Annotated in this window: 14 protein-coding genes; 12 read left to right on the plus strand and 2 right to left on the minus strand. The window is 69.7% G+C overall.

Going from position 1 to position 17,593, the window contains the following annotated elements:
* The first annotated feature begins 90 nt into the window (after positions 1-90).
* The 5 genes from BUR99_RS11765 (at position 91) to BUR99_RS11785 (ending at position 5,081) form a co-directional block, all read left to right on the plus strand.
* Entirely contained in the window at positions 91-1,182 is a 1,092-nt protein-coding gene (locus BUR99_RS11765; protein WP_074260564.1) for a substrate-binding domain-containing protein, read from the plus strand.
* Positions 1,183-1,319: 137 nt separating this feature from the next.
* On the plus strand, positions 1,320-2,360 hold the full coding sequence (locus BUR99_RS11770; protein WP_074260565.1) for an ABC transporter permease: 1,041 nt from the start codon (positions 1,320-1,322) through the stop codon (positions 2,358-2,360).
* Entirely contained in the window at positions 2,357-3,169 is an 813-nt protein-coding gene (locus BUR99_RS11775; RefSeq protein WP_074260566.1) for an ATP-binding cassette domain-containing protein, read from the plus strand. Before BUR99_RS11770 ends, BUR99_RS11775 begins: the two co-directional genes overlap by 4 nt.
* A gap of 207 nt (positions 3,170-3,376) precedes the next feature.
* Entirely contained in the window at positions 3,377-4,060 is a 684-nt protein-coding gene (locus BUR99_RS11780) for a TetR/AcrR family transcriptional regulator (protein WP_074260567.1), read from the plus strand.
* A gap of 61 nt (positions 4,061-4,121) precedes the next feature.
* Entirely contained in the window at positions 4,122-5,081 is a 960-nt protein-coding gene (locus tag BUR99_RS11785) for a DUF389 domain-containing protein (protein WP_074260568.1), read from the plus strand.
* Positions 5,082-5,105: 24 nt separating this feature from the next.
* Here the strand turns inward: BUR99_RS11785 and BUR99_RS11790 are convergent, their stop codons facing one another.
* Positions 5,106-6,146, minus strand: coding sequence for a DUF2804 domain-containing protein (locus BUR99_RS11790; protein WP_074260569.1), 1,041 nt, complete (start codon positions 6,144-6,146; stop codon positions 5,106-5,108).
* Between the two features lie 197 nt (positions 6,147-6,343).
* On the opposite strand from BUR99_RS11790, the gene BUR99_RS11795 reads away from it, so the two are divergent.
* The 7 genes from BUR99_RS11795 to BUR99_RS11825 all read left to right on the plus strand — a co-directional run bounded on the left by BUR99_RS11795 (position 6,344) and on the right by BUR99_RS11825 (position 14,665).
* Complete coding sequence (locus BUR99_RS11795) at positions 6,344-7,798, plus strand: MFS transporter (RefSeq protein ID WP_074260570.1); 1,455 nt, start codon at positions 6,344-6,346, stop codon at positions 7,796-7,798.
* A 16-nt stretch (positions 7,799-7,814) separates the two neighbouring features.
* Positions 7,815-9,335 carry an FGGY family carbohydrate kinase gene (locus tag BUR99_RS11800; RefSeq protein WP_074260571.1) on the plus strand — a complete coding sequence of 507 codons (1,521 nt, stop codon included), beginning with the start codon at positions 7,815-7,817 and terminating at the stop codon, positions 9,333-9,335.
* 13 nt (positions 9,336-9,348) lie between these two features.
* Positions 9,349-11,022 (plus strand): glycerol-3-phosphate dehydrogenase/oxidase, encoded by a 1,674-nt coding sequence (locus tag BUR99_RS11805; RefSeq protein ID WP_074260572.1) that lies wholly within the window; start codon positions 9,349-9,351, stop codon positions 11,020-11,022.
* Positions 11,019-12,548 carry an FAD-binding oxidoreductase gene (locus BUR99_RS11810; protein ID WP_074260573.1) on the plus strand — a complete coding sequence of 510 codons (1,530 nt, stop codon included), beginning with the start codon at positions 11,019-11,021 and terminating at the stop codon, positions 12,546-12,548. The genes BUR99_RS11805 and BUR99_RS11810 overlap by 4 nt, the downstream gene beginning before the upstream one ends.
* A gap of 7 nt (positions 12,549-12,555) precedes the next feature.
* Entirely contained in the window at positions 12,556-13,176 is a 621-nt protein-coding gene (locus BUR99_RS11815) for a glycerol-3-phosphate responsive antiterminator (protein WP_234980835.1), read from the plus strand.
* Between the two features lie 63 nt (positions 13,177-13,239).
* Positions 13,240-13,545: a putative quinol monooxygenase gene (locus BUR99_RS11820; RefSeq protein ID WP_074260574.1), complete on the plus strand. Its 306-nt coding sequence runs from the start codon at positions 13,240-13,242 to the stop codon at positions 13,543-13,545.
* A complete protein-coding gene (locus BUR99_RS11825) occupies positions 13,538-14,665 on the plus strand; it encodes an alcohol dehydrogenase catalytic domain-containing protein (protein ID WP_074260575.1) in 1,128 nt (375 codons plus the stop codon). The genes BUR99_RS11820 and BUR99_RS11825 overlap by 8 nt, the downstream gene beginning before the upstream one ends.
* A gap of 63 nt (positions 14,666-14,728) precedes the next feature.
* Here BUR99_RS11825 and BUR99_RS11830 read toward each other — a convergent pair whose 3' ends face one another.
* Positions 14,729-17,437: an immune inhibitor A domain-containing protein gene (locus tag BUR99_RS11830; protein WP_234980836.1), complete on the minus strand. Its 2,709-nt coding sequence runs from the start codon at positions 17,435-17,437 to the stop codon at positions 14,729-14,731.
* Positions 17,438-17,593: the final 156 nt, after the last annotated feature.

The following is a 17,593-nucleotide window of genomic DNA, read 5'->3' on the forward strand; positions in this document are numbered from 1 at the left end:
TTGACTATACATCGGCTGGTGGGCTAGACCTATCGATGACATCGTTGTCAAGGCGACAACGGGCCTTCCAACACCAGAGGAGATTCATCGATGAATCACACAGCACCGGGTGCGCTCCGCCGCCGTCTCATCGCCGCAGGATCGCTGACCGCTGCCGCGGCGCTCGCCCTGACCGGCTGTGCTGCGGGCGCCGATGCCGGCGACAGCGGTGACGCTGACGCGATCGGCGTCTCGCTCATCGTCAAGACCACGACCAACCCGTTCTTCGTCGCCATGCAGGACGGCGCGGAGGCCGCCGCCGACGAACTCGGCGTCGAGCTCACGCTCGCCGCAGGCAAGGAGGACGGCGACGAGGACACCCAGATCCAGGCCATCGAGAACGCCATCTCCAAGGGCGATGCCGGCATCCTGATCACCCCGAACGGGCCGGGCGTCGAAGACGCCCTCGTGAAGGCCCGCGACGCCGGCCTCTTCGTGATCGCGCTCGACACTCCGCCCGCCGACCCCGACGCCGTCGACATCACCTTCGCGACCGACAACTTCGCGGCCGGCCAGGAGATCGGCGAGTGGACCGCGGCCAAGCTCGCAGGGGAGACGGCGACCATCGCGCTCATCGACCTCTTCGACGACAAGATCGTCTCGGTCGACGTCGACCGCGACCAGGGCTTCCTCGACGGCATGGGCATCGACACCGCCGACGCAGCGGTGAACGGCGACGAGGCGAAGAGCGGCACCTACAGCGGTGGCGACTACGAGATCGTCGGCAATGAGGCATCCGGCGGCGCCGAAGACGGCGGCCGCACCGCCGCCGAGACCCTGCTCTCGAAGAACCCCGACATCAATGTCGTCTACACGATCAACGAACCGGCCGCCTACGGCGCCTACGAGGCGTTCAAGGCAGCGGGCAAGGACGACGTGATCGTCGTCTCCGTCGACGGCGGTTGCGCCGGCGTCGAGCAGGTCGGCGAGGGCGTCATCGGTGCGACCAGCCAGCAGTACCCGGTCAAGATGGCCGAGCTCGGCGTGCAGGCGATCTTCGACCTCGTGAAGACCGGCAAGGCACCCGAGACGACGGAAGGGCTCGACTTCTTCGACACCGGCGTCGCGCTCGTCACCGACGACCCCCAGGACGGCGTCGAGTCCATCGACACCGCACAGGGCGGCGAGATCTGCTGGGGCTGACCCCGGCACCGCAACGTGAGCGGTGCCAGTCGGTGACGGATGCCGCGGAGCGGCGCCCGCATGATCACGACGCAGCCCCGCGGCATCCGGTCCCTCCCGGCCTGCACCGCCCACCCACTGAACAACGGAGGTTCAACGTGACCCAGCAGACCCTCGAGCCGCCGACCTCGGCGCTCGACCTGGCCGAGGAATTCCTCGACCGCACGACGCCCCTCAGCCGCGTCCGCAACACACTGCACCGCTACCCGGCCGTCAGCCCGGCGATCGTGCTCGTGCTCGCCGTCATCGTCTTCGGCCTGCTCAACGACCGATTCCTGAACCCGGCGAACCTCTCGCTCATCACGCAGCAGGTCGCCGTGGTCGGAACACTCGCCGTCGCCCAGACCCTCATCATCCTCACCGCGGGCATCGACCTCTCGGTCGGCGCGGTCATGGTGCTGAGCTCGATGGTGATGGCGCAGACGAGCGTGCAACTCGGCATCCCCGGGGTGCTCGCCCTCCTCCTGGGCCTCATCGTCGGACTCGCGGCCGGCGCGTTCAACGGATTCCTCGTCACGCGCCTGAAGCTGCCCCCGTTCATCGTGACCCTCGGCACGCTCAGCATCTTCGTCGCGCTCACCCTGCTGTACTCGGGCGGGGCCACCATCCGCGGCGCGGAGATGCCCGAACTGCTCACCTCGATGGGCGCCACCTTCAACATCGGCGGCGTGAACTTCACGGTCGGCGTGCTGACGATGCTCCTGCTCTACGTGGTGGTCGCCCTGATCCTCGCGAAGACGGCCTGGGGCCGCCACGTCTACGCGGTCGGCGACGACCCCGAGGCCGCGCGCCTCGCCGGCATCAGCGTCAACCGGGTGCTGATGAGCGTCTACCTCGCGGCGGGCGCGATCCTCGCGCTCGGCGCCTGGATCCAGATCGGTCGCACGAACGCAGCGTCGCCGAACGCGGGCGCAGAACTCAACCTCGACTCGATCACCGCCGTCGTCATCGGCGGCACGAGCCTCTTCGGCGGTCGCGGAACCGTGTGGGGCACCCTCCTCGGCGCGCTCATCGTCGGCGTGTTCCGCAACGGCCTGTCACTCGCCGGGCTCGACGTGCTCTGGCAGACCTTCGCCGTCGGCGTGCTCATCATCGTCGCCGTCTCGGTCGACCAGTGGATTCGAAAGGTACGCAAATGACCACCGCAACGGATGCCGCGGGCCAGGCGCCCGCCGCCGGCCCCGCAGAGACCCGCACTCCGATCCTGCGCGCACGCCGACTCGTCAAGACGTTCGGCCGGGTCGTCGGCCTCGACGGGGTGAGCCTCGAGCTGTACCCCGGCGAGGTGCTCGCGATCATCGGCGACAACGGCGCCGGCAAGTCGACGCTCATCAAGTGCCTCACGGGCGCCGAGATCCCCGACGAGGGCGAGATCTTCCTCGACGAGAAGCCGGTGCACTTCAAGCGGCCGCAGGACGCCCGGGCCGCGGGCATCGAGACGGTCTACCAGAATCTCGCCGTCTCGCCGGCGCTCGACGTGGCCGCGAACCTGTTCCTCGGGCGCGAGGAGCGCAAGCACGGCATCCTCGGCTCGGTGTTCCGCGTCGTCGACCAGAAGGGCATGCGCGAGAAGGCGCGCAACGAGTTGAAGGCGCTCGGCATCTCGACCCTGCAAGACGTCACGGTGCCGGTCGAGAACCTCTCGGGCGGGCAACGCCAGGCGGTCGCGGTGGCTCGAGCCGCCGCGTTCGGATCGAAGGTGGTCGTGCTCGACGAGCCGACCGCAGCACTCGGCGTGCGGGAGTCGAACCAGGTGCTCGAGCTCATCAGGAACCTGCGAGACCGCGGGATTCCGGTCATCCTCATCTCGCACAACATGCCGCACGTGTTCGACGTGGCCGACCGCATCCACATCCAGCGACTCGGCAAGCGTGCGGCCACGATCACGCCCGAGTCGCACACGATGACCGACGCGGTGGCGATCATGACCGGTGCAGCACGCGAATGACGGTGACGAATGGTTCGGCTCGGCACGGTGCAGCGTTCAACTCGGCCCTCGCTCCGCTCATCGAGGAGCCGTCATCGGTCCTGACCTTCCTCAGGCCGCTCGCCTGATCACGCTGCCCAGTCGAGCGCGGGAGGTACGGAAGGGGCGGCGCAACCCGGGAGAATGGTCGAAGCGCCGAATCCCGCGCCCGCACCACACAGGAGCACCATGAAACCCGGACCGAGGCGCAGCGTCAGCCAGGTCGACATCGTCGATGCGGCGTTCGAGATCCTCGAGCAGAAGGGCTTCGCCGCCGTCTCCGTGCGCGGCGTCGCCGCGGCGCTCGGCCTCACGCCCACGGCGATCTACACCTACTTCCCCTCGAAGAACGCCCTGCTGCGCGCGATGGTCGAGGAGCTGCTGTCGAGTCTCGACCTCGCCGCGGCCGCCGACACCGGCTCCGCCTGGCGCGAGCGCGTGCACGCGCTCGCCGCGGCCCTGCGCGCGCGCATCGCCGAGCACACGGGCGCCATGGTGCTCGTCACGAGCGGCCCCCTCGACGGCCGGCACGCACTGGGACTCAACGAGACCCTCATCGCCGGCTTCATGGCCGAGGGGATGTCGCAGGACGACGCCGCCCGTGCCGCCTACGCCGTGCGGGCCCACGTGCTCGGGGTCGCCGCCCTCGACGCCGCCGAGCGGGTCGACGACGCCGAGACCTCCGCCGACACGTCGACCGCCGGCGCATTGTGGTCGGATGCCGCGAGCCACCCGCTCACCGAGGCGACCGAGCACCTCGTGTCGGGCGACGCGGAGCCCTCGGCCTTCGTGTGGGGACTCGACCGCCTGCTCGACGGCATCCTCGCGGGCACCGCGGCCGGGACGGCCGAAGGACGCGCCGCCACCGCTTGAGGCCCGGCGGCGCACAGCGCGCCGCACCCGCCACGGCATCCCGTCGCGCCAGACTGGCACGGTGCTGCACCTGAGGATGATCGTCCCGCCGTCGCTCCGCGCAGATGTCGATGGAGTGCTGCGCGCCGCCGACTCGCCCGTCTCGAACCTCATCGCGCTGCCCGGTGCCGGCATCGACCCCGCAGGCGATGTGCTCCTCTGCGATGTCGATCGCGACGCCGCGAGTGCGCTGCTCGCCCAGCTGCGCGACGTCGGCCTCGACCAGCAGGGCTCGATCGCGATCGAGTCGGTCGACCTCGAACTCGGTCGCAAGCGCCGCCGCAGCGCCGCGGCGGTCTTCGGCAACGACGACGACGCGGTCGTGTGGGAGGAGGTCGAGGCGCGCACCGACGACGAGGTGCGACTGTCGGCGACGTTCCTCGTGTTCATGACCGTCGCGACGCTCATCGCCGCGGTGGGCGTCGTGACCGACCAGCCGATCCTCATCGTGGGCGCGATGGTGGTCGGGCCGGACTTCGGGCCGCTCGCCGCGATCGCGGTCGGCATCGTGCGGCGTCGCCCGCGCGTGGTCCTGCGATCGGGGGCGACGCTGCTGATCGGCTACACCGGCGCCATCGTCGTGACGATCGGGTTCGCGCTCCTGCAGCAGGCGATCGGCGTGTTCCCGCCGAATCCGCTCTCGGCGAGCCATCCGCTCACCGAGTTCATCTGGGAGCCCGGCCCGCTCAGCTACATCGTCGGCTTCCTCGCGGGCATCGCCGGGGTGCTCTCGCTGACGTCGGCGAAGTCCGGTGCGCTCATCGGCGTGCTCATCTCGGTCACGACGATCCCCGCTGCGGGCGCGATCGCGGTCGGCATCGCCGCGGGCGAGTGGGGGCCGGCCGGCAGCGCCGCGGTGCAGCTCATCGTGAACCTCGTCGCCATCGTCACAGGCGGCGTGCTCACGCTCTCGGTGCAGCTGATGGTGCAGCGCCGGGCGTATCGGCGGCGGCAGGAGCGGCTGCTCACCTCGCGAGGCTGAACCCGGCGCGCCGAGCGGATGCCGCTACCAGCGGTTCTTCACGAACTCCGCCCAGCCCGTCAGGGCCTCGACGGGCACTGCGGTGCCCGAGTCATCCGTCACCGTGCCGCGATAGGTGCCGAAGCACTGGTGCGTCTCGGTGTGGATGACCCCGAGCGCGGTCTTCGCATACCGGTCGTGGAACGGCGTGAAGGTGAGCTCGACGCGGTCGCCGGTGATCGTCCACGGTCGCAGCCAGTCGCTCGGGTCGAAGCGCCAGTCGAGCTCGGCGCCGAGCTTGTGCAGTCGCCCGTCGACCGAGAGCGCGTTCTCGGTCGAGCCGGTGCCATCGGTCCAGAGGCCGCCGAGCTGCAGGCCAAGGCGTCGCCCGTGCTCGATGCCGGAGGCGGCGCCCCAGTGCCAGCGCATCGAGTACGGCCAACGGCCGCGACCGTGGTCGAGCACCGCCCAGCTCTCACCGGCGGGCAGCTCGTGCGTCACCCCGTCGATCGTGACCGTGCCGCGGGCGGGGCGCGCGACATCCTTCACCGTGTACTGGAACCTCGTGTCGCTCCACGGCACGACGACACCGAGCGCCTCGTGACCGGCGGGTCGTTCGGCGACGATGTCGATCGCGACGCGCTTCGTCGTCGCGACGATGCGCGTGCCGGCGGTGTCGTCGGTGATCGTCGTCTCGATGCCGGGCACCCGTGCGGTCGCCGCGGGTGCCCCGGCGCCGACGCCGAGCGATCCGGGCAGGTCGACACCGCGTGAGAGCGGCGTGATCGCGCTCGCGTCGATGTCGGTCGAGGCCGCCCGATCGAACACCCACACCTGGTTCAGCGTCGCGTAGTCGAGCATCGCGACCGTCACGGCGACGATGTGGTCGGGCGTCGTGATGCCCCAGTACTCCCAGCGCTTGTTGCGGCCGGTGCCGGTGCCTCCGGGACGGATGCCCGAGGTGTCGTGCAGCGGATGCCGCGTCCACCCCACGGCCGCCCGGTTCAGCCTGCCGTTCGGCAGGGTGAGCGAGACGGGTTCGCTGATCTCGCGCTCGTGCGTGAGCCTCGTTGCGGCGTCGTCCACGGCACCTCCTCGTGCGTCGAGCGCCAGTGTACGGGTGCGCGGGCGGCGTCGAAGCGCGGTTTGACGCACGCCTCGGTGTCGGCTACGGTCGTGACCAATAGGGTAAGAATGGAGACCTCCTGTTGGAGGTTTTCGTCTGCCCTTTTTTGGTTGGTGCACGTCTCTGACAGGGTTTCCCGACAGAGAGGTCGGACACCGTGCCACAACATCTTCTGCGAGGCGTCAGCGACGTCGTCTCGTTCATCGACTCGCGCTCGCGCATCGGAGGCCGCGCCGGCCTGATCTGGTGGCTCGCGCTCAGCGGACTGTTCCTCGACGCGTTCTCGAACTCGGCGCTCTCCGCCGGTCTCGGGCCGATGACGCGGGACATGGAACTCAGTGCCACGCAGGTCGCGATCCTCACCTCGATGGCGTCGTGGGTCGCGATCGCCTTCAACCCGATCGGCGGATGGCTCGCCGACAAGTGGGGCCGCATTCCTCCGCTCCTCATCGCCAAGGTGCTCGCGCTCGCCGGCGCCATGCTCGCCGCGTTCGCCCCGAGCTTCGAGATGGTGCTCGCCGGCCGCTTCTTCGTCGGCGCCGCCTACGGCATCGACTTCGCGATCGCGATGGCGCTGCTCGCGGAGTTCACCCCTGCCCGCTTCAAGGCCCGCCTGAACACCTGGCAGGGCATCTGGTACGTCGCCGTCTGCTCGAACCTCGTGCTCGCGATCATGTTCTACAACATGAACGTCGGCGACTCGATCTGGCGCTACTCGGTCGGCACCGCCGGCCTCGTGGCGCTCGTGCTCTTCGTGCTGCAGGCGGTCTTCATGGTCGAGAGCCCCACCTGGCTCGCCCGCAAGGAGAAGCTCACCCGCGCCGCCGCCTCGATGACGAAGATCTACGGCGCCACGTTCACCGCAGCGCCGGTCGAGGACCGGATCCCCGTCACGAACCAGGCGACGAAGGGCTTCGCGAACGTCGCCCTGATCTTCCGCGGCATCTACCTGCCGCGAACGGTGCTCGCCGCGACGGTGCAGATGGCCCAGTCGATCCAGTACTTCGCGGTCGGCTGGTACCTGCCGATCATCAGCATCGCGCTGTTCGGCGAGGACTTCGTGGTCGCGACGCTCGGCGCGCTCGTGTTCAACGTGTTCGGCATCGTCGGCGGGTTCATGTCGCCCGTCATCGGCAAGCGCTTCGGCCTGCGCCGGGCCTCGGCGATCGGGTTCGCCGCGGTGTTCGCGATGCTCGTGGTGCTCGGCTTCTTCTACGAGTCGATGCCGCTCTGGCTCGCCTTCGTGGTGCCGTCGCTGTTCATCCTGTTCCACTCGGGCGGCCCGGGCGCCAACGGCAAGAGCCTCTCGACGCTGTCGTTCCGCAGCGAACTCCGTGCGGGTGCGAACGGCATCATCGGCGCCATCGGCAGCGCGGGCGCAGCGCTCGGACTGCTCGTCTTCCCGCTCCTCAAGGAGGGCATCGGCCTCGGCCCGACGTTCCTCATCCTCTCGATCGTGCCGCTCGTCGCGTTCATCATCTGCTCGATCATCAAGTGGGACCCGACGCGCACCGCCATCAGCCCCGACGAGGAGCTGAACGCGCCGCAGTTCAAGAGCGATGCCGCGGCGCAGGCAGCTGCCGCCGAGGCATCCGTCCTGGCCGCCAAGTAACGGGGCGGAATCCGACATGACGACTCCCGCGATCCTGGCGATCGATGAAGGAACGACGGGCACGCGTGCGGCGTGGGTCACGGCCGACGGCGTCGTGCGCGCGCTCGAATACCGCCCGCTCCGTGTCAGCACTCCTGTCGCGGGCGTGGTCGAACAGGATGCGAACGCGATCCTCGACAAGACCATCGACGCCTGCCGCGCGGTCATCGCCCGTGCGGCAGGCGACGGGGTCGCCCTCGTCGGCCTCGCCATCGCCACCCAGCGCGCGACGACCGTGCTGTGGGACACGTCGACCGGTCGAGCCCTCGTGCCCGCCATGGTCTGGCAGGACAGCCGGTACGCCGACGAGCTCGCGGCCCTCGGCCCCGAGTGGAACGAACGGCTGATCCGCTCCGTCGGTCGCCCCACGGGGGTGCGCTCGCCCTACCTCTGGGCGGCGCACCACCTGCGGGAGACCCCGGAGGTCGCCGCGGCGCACCGGGCGGGTCGTCTCGGCTTCGGCACGATCGAGACGTGGCTCCTCTGGAGCCTCTCCCGCGACCGCACCTACGCCGCGACCTCCACGAACGCGACCTCGGCGGGCGCCTACGTGCTCGCCCGCCACGAATACGAGCGGGAATGGATCGACGCGCTCGGGTTCCCGAGCGACCTCCTGCCCGAACTGCGGCAGGATGCCGACGACTTCGGCGTAACGGATGCCTCGGTGCTCGGCATCGAGGTGCCGATCCTCGCGGCGGCCGGCGACCAGCACGCCGGCACCGTCGGTCTCGGCTGCCTCAGGAAGGGGCAGGCGATGTGCGTGCACGGCACGGGCAGCTTCGTCGACCTCGTCATCGGCGAAGCGGCACCGGCGAACCCGGGCCTCTACGACGGGGCGCTCACCCTCACGGCGTGGCGGCGGCACGGGGCATCCGTCTTCGCCATCGAGACGTTCACGGCGACGACCGGCTCGGCCCTCGACTGGGTGTGCGACACCCTCGGCTGGTTCGAGTCGTCGAAGCGCATCAGCGAGCTCGCGGCCACGGTGCCGTCATCGAAGGGCGTGATGTTCGTGCCCGCGCTCACCGGCCTGCGGATGCCCGTCATGGAACCTCGGGCGAAGGCATCGCTCACGGGATTCTCGATGTCGACGACGCTGCCCGAGATCGCGTACGCCGTGCTCGAGGGCATCGCGCACTCGGTCGCCTCGAGCGCCGAGGCCGACGAGCAGGTCGCCGGCACGGCGATCACCGAGATCGTCGTCGGCGGCGGGATGTCGGCGAGCGATCCGCTCATCCAGATGCAGGCCGACCTCGTCGGCGTGCCGATGCGGCGCCTGCCCGCCTCGGAGGGCGCGAGCCTGCGCGGGGCGGCGTTCCTCGCCGGCGCCGACGGGCTGCTCTGGAACTCGCTCGAGGAGGCCGCCGCGTCGATGGGCGACGGCGACGTCTTCGAGCCGGTGATCAGCGACGACGAGCGCGCCGAGCGCCGAGCGGCGTGGAACGAACGCATCGACAACGAACTCCGGCTCACCACGAGCCGTGCAACACGGAAGTAGAGAGAACCACACGATGGTAGGACTGCCAGCCCGCAAGACCGACACCGCGCGCGAGCGCATGACCCGGGTGGAACCCCTGCAGCTCGGCCGAGCCGAGCAGGTGGCCGCCGTCGAGGGCGGTCGCTTCGACATGATCATCGTCGGCGGCGGCGTGACCGGGGCGTATGCCGCGATGGACGCCGCACTTCGCGGGTACCGCGTGGCGCTGCTCGAGAAGGACGACTTCGCGTCGGGCACCTCGTCGAAGTCGTCGAAGATGATCCACGGCGGGCTGCGGTACATCGAGCAGGGCAACCTGTCGCTCGTACGCCACTCGCTGCTCGAACGGCAGCGGCTGCGGAAGAACGCCAGGCACCTCGTGCAGCGGCTGCCGTTCCTCTTCCCGGTGCTCTCGCACGACGGCGTCTTCGACCGTCGCCTCGCCGCGGGCTTCGAGAGCCTGCTCTGGACCTACGACCTGGCCGGCGGCTGGCGCGAGGGCGTGCTGCACCAGAAGCTCTCGAAGAACGAGGTGCTCGCCCACTGCTCGACGTTCAAGGCCGAGAACCTCGACGGCGGCTTCATGTACTACGACGCCCGCGCCGACGACGCGCGCCTCACCCTCACCCTCGCCCGCACCGCGGCCCACCACGGCGCCGTGATCCTGAACGGTGCGAAGGTGACGGAGGTCACTCGCAGCCGGGGCAAGGTCAGCGGCATCGTCGCCGAGGTCGACGGGCGCGAGATCGCCGCGCTGGCCCGCGTCGTCGTGATCGCGACGGGTGCGTGGCTCCGCGACTGGAACGGCGCGGGCGCCGATGCGGATGCCCCGAACATCCGCCCCGCGAAGGGCGTGCACATCGCCGTTCCGTGGACCAAGATCCGCAACGACTGCACGGTCACGATCCCGATCCCCGGGCGCAACCGCCGCGCGACGATCACGCGCTGGGGCGACACCGCCTACCTCGGCACGACCGACGAGGACTACACGGGCGACCTCGACGACGTGAACTGCACGCGCGAGGAGATGGACTTCCTCATCTCGGGGGCGCGCACCGCGCTGAACACCGACCTCGAGGCCTCCGACGTCGTCGGCAGCATCGGCGGCTGCCGCCCGCTCGTGGCGCCGCCCGGCGGCAAGACCATCGACGTCAAGCGCAAGCACGAGATCCGCACCGACCGCGACGGCCTCGTCACGGTCGTCGGCGGCAAGCTCACGACCTCGCGCCACATGGCGCAGCAGACGATCGACGCCGCGCAGCAGGTGCTCGGCGAACGGCGTCGCTGCGTCACGAAGGACGCCTACCTGCTCGGGGCGGCCGGGTACGACCCGGAGGCCGTCACCGCATCCGGCGGGCTGGCCGCCCACCTCGGAGAGCGCTACGGCAACGAGGCGCCGTTCATCACCGACATCCTCGGCAACGACCCGTCGCTCGCCAGGCCCATCGTCGAGGGGCTGCCCTACCTCGAGGCCGAGGTCGTCTACTCGGCCCGCCACGAGATGGCCCGCAGCGTCGACGACGTGCTGAGCCGCCGCACCCGCGCGCGCCTCATGGCCCGCGACGCCTCCGCCGCCGCCGCGCCGCGCGTGGGGCAGTTGCTGCAGGCCGAGCTCGGCCTCAGCGACGCCGCGGTCACCGCTCAGGTGACCGCCTACCAGACCGCCACGGCGCACGAACGCGCCATCCTGATGGGAGAGTCCGAATGATCAGCAAGGAAGCCGTCAAGCGCGGTTACAACCGCGGCAACTACGTGGTGGGTGCGCCCACCCAGCCGCACTACGCCGCGAGCATCGAGACGATCGGTTCGGAGGCGTACTTCCAGGCGGACGTCGTCGTCGTTCCAGAGGCCGTCGTCGCCGAGCTCGAAGCGGCCGCCGACCAGGTCGTCACCGACGCGGCATCCGTCGTCGAGGGCACCCGCGACTGGTGGGCCGGAACGATGATCGGTGAGACCGCCGGCACGCCGGCGACGCCGGACGCGGTCATCGTCAAGGTCTCGACGACCGAGCAGGTGCAGGCCGTCATGCGCATCGCCGACGCCAACGACCTGCCCGTGACCGTCTCGGCCGGCCGCAGCAACGTGACGGGTGCCGCGCTGCCCGTGCGCGGCGGCATCGTGCTCGACGTGTGCGAGCTCAACCGCTTCGTGAGCTTCGACGAGGAGAGCCAGATCGTCGAGGTCGAAGCCGGCATGTTCGGCGACGTCTTCGAGGAGCTCATCCAGTCGGAGTACGGCATGACGATGGGTCACTGGCCCTCGTCGTACGGCATCTCGACGGTCGGCGGCTGGGTCGCCTGCCGCGGCGCAGGTCAGCTGTCGACGCGCTACGGCAAGATCGAGGACATGGTCTACGGCATGGATGTCGTGCTGGCCGACGGTTCGCTCATCACCGTGGGCGAGAGCGCCCGCGCCGCCGTCGGACCCGACCTGCTGCAGCTCGTCATCGGCTCGGAGGGCACCCTCGGCGTCATCACGACGATCCGGTTCAAGCTGCACCGCCTGCCGGCGTACGGCCGTGCGATCGCCTACGGCTTCCCGACCTTCGCCGCCGGTCTCGAGGCATGCCGCCAGATCATGCAGCAGGGCGCGAACCCCGCTGCGCTCCGCCTCTACGACAACCTCGAGAGCGGCGTGCAGTTCGACCTGCCCGAGCAGAACGTGCTGCTCGTCGCCGACGAGGGCACGCAGGAGCTCGTCGATGCCGGCCTCGCGATCAGCGAGCGCATCTGCGCCGAGACTGGCGTGAAGCTCGACGACGAGGCGATCTTCGAGCGCTGGCTCGATACCCGCTACCTCACGGGCAAGAGTGCGGAGGGCTTCACGCGCAGCCCCGGCTTCGTCGCCGACACGCTCGAGATGATCGGCCGCTGGCGCGACCTGCCCGCGATCTACGACGAGGTCGTGGCGGCGATCAACGCGGTGCCGGGCACGCTCGCCGGCTCCGCCCACCAGTCGCACGCCTACGTCGACGGCGCCTGCCTCTACTTCTCGCTTCGCGGCGATGTCGAGGTCGACCGGCGCGCCGAGTGGTACCGGGCGGCATGGGATGCCGCGAACGCCGTCATCCTGAAGCACGACGCGACCCTCAGCCACCACCACGGCGTGGGCCTGCTGCGCGCGCCGTACATGGCGGAGTCGCTCGGTGCGGGCTTCGAGGTGCTGCGCGCCGTGAAGGCGGCCCTCGACCCGAAGAACCGGCTGAACCCCGGTAAACTGGGGCTCGACGCCTGATGCTGCCGTGAACGAGTCCGCAGATGAAGGCAGGAATGCGGTGAACGTGCTGGAGTTCCCCCGATCGCTCGAGGAGCGGCTCCACCGCAACCCGGTCGTGGCATCGCTCTACGGCACCGACTCGGTCGAGGCGTTCCTCGCCGGGCCGTGCCAGGTCGCGATCGCCGCGAACGTGGCACTCCCCGACCTCGAGGGCCTCGTCTCGACGCTCTCATCTGCGGGCAAGTTCGTCTTCGTCAACATCGACAACAGCGACGGCCTCGCCCAGGACCGCGGCGGTGTCGAGTACCTCCGCAAGATCGGCACGCCGGGGCTGATCACCACCCGCACGATGCTCATCCAGAAGGCCAACCAGCTCGGCATGGTGACCATGCAGAAGGTCTTCATCACCGACCGGTCCACGCTGCCGCGCAGCACCAACGCGGTGCGGCAGAACCGGCCGCACCTGGTGCAGCTCATGCCATGGCCCGTCATCCCGTACATCTCGCAGCAGGATCTCGCCGAGCTCACGCCGTATGTCGCGGCCGGTTTCGTGCAGAGCCGCGACGACGTGATCGCCGCCCTCAAGGGCGGGGCCAAGGCCGTCTCGACGAGCGACGTCGAGCTCTGGTCGATCACCCGACGCTGAGCGGATGCCCCTGGCCGGTCTCCGGTCGGGGGCCCTGCTGCTCCCATCCGACAGGAGACCCACGTGTCCGCACCCAGATTCCAGGTCATCGCCCGCTACTTCCCGCTTCCCGGCGAGACCGAGACCGTGCTCGAGCTGCTCGGCGAGCTCGCCGAGGCGAGTCGCACCGAGCCGGCGAACCACGCCTACGACTTCTACCGAGGGGTCGCGAATCCCGACGAGATCGTCATCCTCGAGCGCTACGACGATGAGGCGGGCTTCGCCGCCCATCGGGAGTCCGAGCACTTCCAGCGCATCGGCGTCGGTCGCATCATTCCGTTGCTCGCCGACCGGGTGATCGAGCGCTACGTCGAGGTGACGGATGCGTAGCGCCGTCCTCCGCGAGCAGGGCGCTGCGCGCCCCTACGCCGAGAGCCGCCCGCTCGCGATCGAGGCCCTCGAGATCGCCGCGCCGCGTCCGGGTGAGGTGGGTGTGCGAATCGAGCGCGCGAGCCTCTGCCACTCCGACCTGTCGGTCGTGAACGGATCCCGGCCCCGCCCGCTGCCGATGGCGCTCGGCCACGAGGCGGCGGGCATCGTCGAGGCGGTCGGCGACGGGGTCGACGGCATCGCGGTCGGCGATCACGTCGTGCTCGTCTTCGTGCCGAGCTGCGGCGACTGCCGGGAGTGCCGAGCCGGCCGGCCGGCGCTGTGCTCGCGCGCCGCGGAGGTGAACGGTTCGGGTGAGCTGCTGCACGGGGCATCCGTGCTCACCGACGCGGTCGGCGGCCGGGTGAACCATCACCTCGGGGTCTCGGCCTTCGCCGAGTACGCCGTCGTCGCCGCGGAGTCGCTCGTCGTCATCGACCGCGACGTGCCGTTCGACATCGCCGCGATGTTCGGCTGCGCCGCACTCACCGGCATGGGCGCGGTGTTCAACACCGCCGAGGTGGTGCCCGGTCAGTCGGTGATCGTCTTCGGTCTCGGCGCGGTGGGTCTCGCGGCGGTCATGGCGGCGGCCCAGATCGACGACGTCGTCGTCATCGCCGTCGACCCCAACACCGACAAGCACGAGCTCGCGCTGCGGGCGGGCGCGAACGCGGTGGCCACTCCGGACGCCACCGCCGACCTCGTCGCCGAGCTCACCGGCGGCGTCGGGGTCGACATCGCGATCGAGGCCGTCGGCAGTGCACGGGTCATGGGCGCGTGCCTCGAGCTGCTCGCTCGGGGCGGAGCGCTCGTCTCGGTCGGACTGCCGCACCCCGAGCAGGAGCTCACGGTGCCCGCGCTGCAGTTCGCGGGTTCGGGCAAGCGCCTGCTGGGCTCGTACATGGGCGACGCGATCCCCGCGCGGGACATCGCACGCTACATCGCGCTCTGGCGTGCCGGGCGACTGCCGATGGAACTGCTGCACACCGACACCGTGCCGCTCGCGGAGATCAACGAGAGCCTCGACGCGCTCGTCGAGGGCCGGGTCATCCGCCGGCTCTTCGTGCCGAACGCGGCCTGACATGCGACGAGGCGCCGGCCCCCGAAGGGAGCCGACGCCTCGTCGTCGTGCGGTGTCGCTGGATCAGCCCGCGGTGGGCGGGGTGATCGTGATGAGCGCGGACTGGTTGCCCTTGAACGCCTTCTTCACGTCGATCACGGTGCCGTAGCCGACGCCGTCGTCACCGGGGTTGCCGGTGCCGAAGACGCCGCCGAGCGGGCTGGCCGCGCCGTACAGGTCGGTCAGCGGGTTGCCGTCGAAGTCGACGATCCGCGTGCTGTACGGGGCGTTTCCGAGCGACGGGACGACTGCCGAACCGTCGCGGAAGCGGCGGGCCAGTCGACCGTCGGGCAGCACCTCGAGACCCGAGGTCCAGCCGAGGTCGTCGGTGAAGGTGCTCACCGGCGCGCGCGACGGGATGTCGGTGCAGTACTCCGTCGTCAGCTCCGCACCCGGGATGCACTCCGTGAAGGCGTGCGTCGGGGTGAGGCCGAAGGCGACGTCGGACGACTGCGCACGGGACGGCAGGTTGTGCTGCAGCGTGCCGTCGGCCGCCGCGGCGTCACCGGTGCGACGCAGCGGGTCGAAGTGGCTGTCGACGAGCAGCAGCCCGCCCTTCGCCCCGTAGCTCGGCAGTGCCGTCTCGTTCGTGCGCACGTGGTTGGTGTTGCCGTAGGTCGTGTCGCGGTACCAGACCAACGCTCCGGGAGCGTTGTACGCGATCTTCTCGACCTTCCACGCACCGGCGCTGTACACCGAGTTGTAGCCGTACTTCAGGCCCTCGTCGAACCCGTCGAAGTTGCGCCACTCCACCATGTAGTACTGCGCCTTGCTCGACGTGCCGGTGTCGATACGCCAGCCGGGGCCGGTCGTGTCTGCGAAGGTCGTGACCTCGGCCGTCCAGCCGTTGTCGCCGCTCTCGACGTCGTCGGCCCAGACCTCGGTGGCTCCGCTCGTGACGGCGAAGTCGTCGGCGAACCATCCGCGCTCCTGGAACGCGGCATCCGTGGCGAGGCGCAGGCGCACCCCGACCGAGGTGCCGGCGTAGGCCGAGAGGTCGACGTACTGGCGAGCCCAGCCGTCGGTGCTGCCCGTGAGGCCGTACTTCTTGTCTCCGAAGGTGTGGAGGTTGCCGTTCGGGTCGGGGTAGCCGTCAGGCGTGGTGGCCTCGGTGCCGTCCTCGTTGAAGACCTTGACATCGGTCCAGGTGGAGCCGCCGTCGGTCGAGACCTCGACGAAGCCGAAGTCCCAGTCCTCTTCGATGACGTAGTTGTTGCTCATCCAGAACTTGGCGTCGGCCGGCACGTCGACCGTGCGGGCGATGCGGATGTCGCCCCAGTCCTGGTCGGCTCCGGTGTACCACATGTTCTCGCCGCTGGCCGGCTCGGCGAGCGTGATGACCTTGTCGGGAAGGTTGACCTTCACGCCGTCTTCGGTGCCCTTCGGCGAGCGTGACGCCTGGCCGACCTTGATGGTCTCGGTGTCGTCACCGGGGTTCATCACGACGGGGTCGACCCAGCCGAGCACCCACTTGTCCCAGATGCCCATGTGGGTCGGCATCGACTGGAAGATGGGGCCGGCGTGCGAGCCGGAGCTCATGAGGTCCCAGAAGTCGATGTCGGAGTTGCCCTGGTTCGACGTGTCGTAGAGGTCGGGCAGGCCGAGGTCGTGACCGTACTCGTGTGCGAACACGCCGACACCCGAGTCCTCGGGCTGCACGATGTAGTTCGACAGCTGCAGGTCGGTGCCGGGGATGTCCGCGCCGCCGGCCACAGCCGAGGAGTGCGCCCAGACGGCGTACGTGCCCTGTGCACCGCCGCCTCCGGACTTGTCTTCACCGGCGTGCACGAGCACGACGTGGTCGATCACGCCGTCGGGCTCGTTGAAGTCGCCGTCGCCGTCGCGGTCGCCCTGGTCTTCGATGTCGTAGTCGGCCCACGGGAAGTCGGGCTGCGCCTGCGCGAGCGCGGCGACTGCGTCGATCGGCAGCTGGCCCGGTCCCTTGGGGTTGTCGGGGTGGCCCTGCTGGTCCTGGATCTCGCCGGCCTCGTAGACGCCGTCAGCGTTCTGGAAGCAGGTGCTCGCGCCGTACCAGGCCTCGGAGTGCGGCACGGTGATCCACGGGGTGGCCTCACCGGTGACGGTGTAGGCGCCGCGGGACATCTCCTCGTACATCGACTTCATCGTGTAGCCCGAGATGTCGAAGCCGGGCTTGCCGTCGGGACCGGTGAGGTCGGTGCGCACTCGTTCGGTGATGCCTTCGTCGGTGAAGAGCATCGTGTTGTAGTGCTCCGACGAGAAGTCGGGCACCCACATCGAGTTGTTGTCCTCGAGCTCGTAGTCGGCCGGGTTCGGGATTCCGTTGTGCGTCGGGCCGTTCTGCACGTTGCCGGGCTGGCACTCCTTCGAGCCGAACTCGGTGGGCACGTAGGTGTCGGTGAAGTCGTCGTTCGCGTTCTCGTTGAACTCGACGAGGATCGTGAGCAGCTTCGCTTCCTGCGTGGACTCAGCCTGCTTGAAGTTCGTCTTCTTGGGCTTCTTGTCCTTCTTGGGCTTCTTCAGCTCCTTGGGGTTCTTGCCCGTGGCGATCGACTTCGCCTCGAGGGACGAGAGCCCCTTCGCGGCGATCGGATTGCCCTGCGAGTACTTCTGGTCGTACGCCTCGGCCTCGGCCTGCACCTGTGCAGACGCCTTGGCGGCGGCACCGCCGACGAGCACTTCGCCGTCGGTGTCGAACGCGAGGTCGGCACGCGGCGCGACGTAGTTCATGTAGTACTCGGAATCGCTGATCACCGGTGGCGACACCGGCGACTCAGCAGCGACCGCTCCCGTAGCGCCGAATGACACCAGACCGGTGGCAGCGAGCGCGAATACCGGGATGACCGCAACCGCGCGCCTCCGCGCGCGGCCCGTGAATCCAGACATGCTTCTCCCTTCGAGCGCCCCGTG

It is taken from the genome of Agromyces cerinus subsp. cerinus, from assembly GCF_900142065.1.
GTDB lineage: Bacteria > Actinomycetota > Actinomycetes > Actinomycetales > Microbacteriaceae > Agromyces > Agromyces cerinus.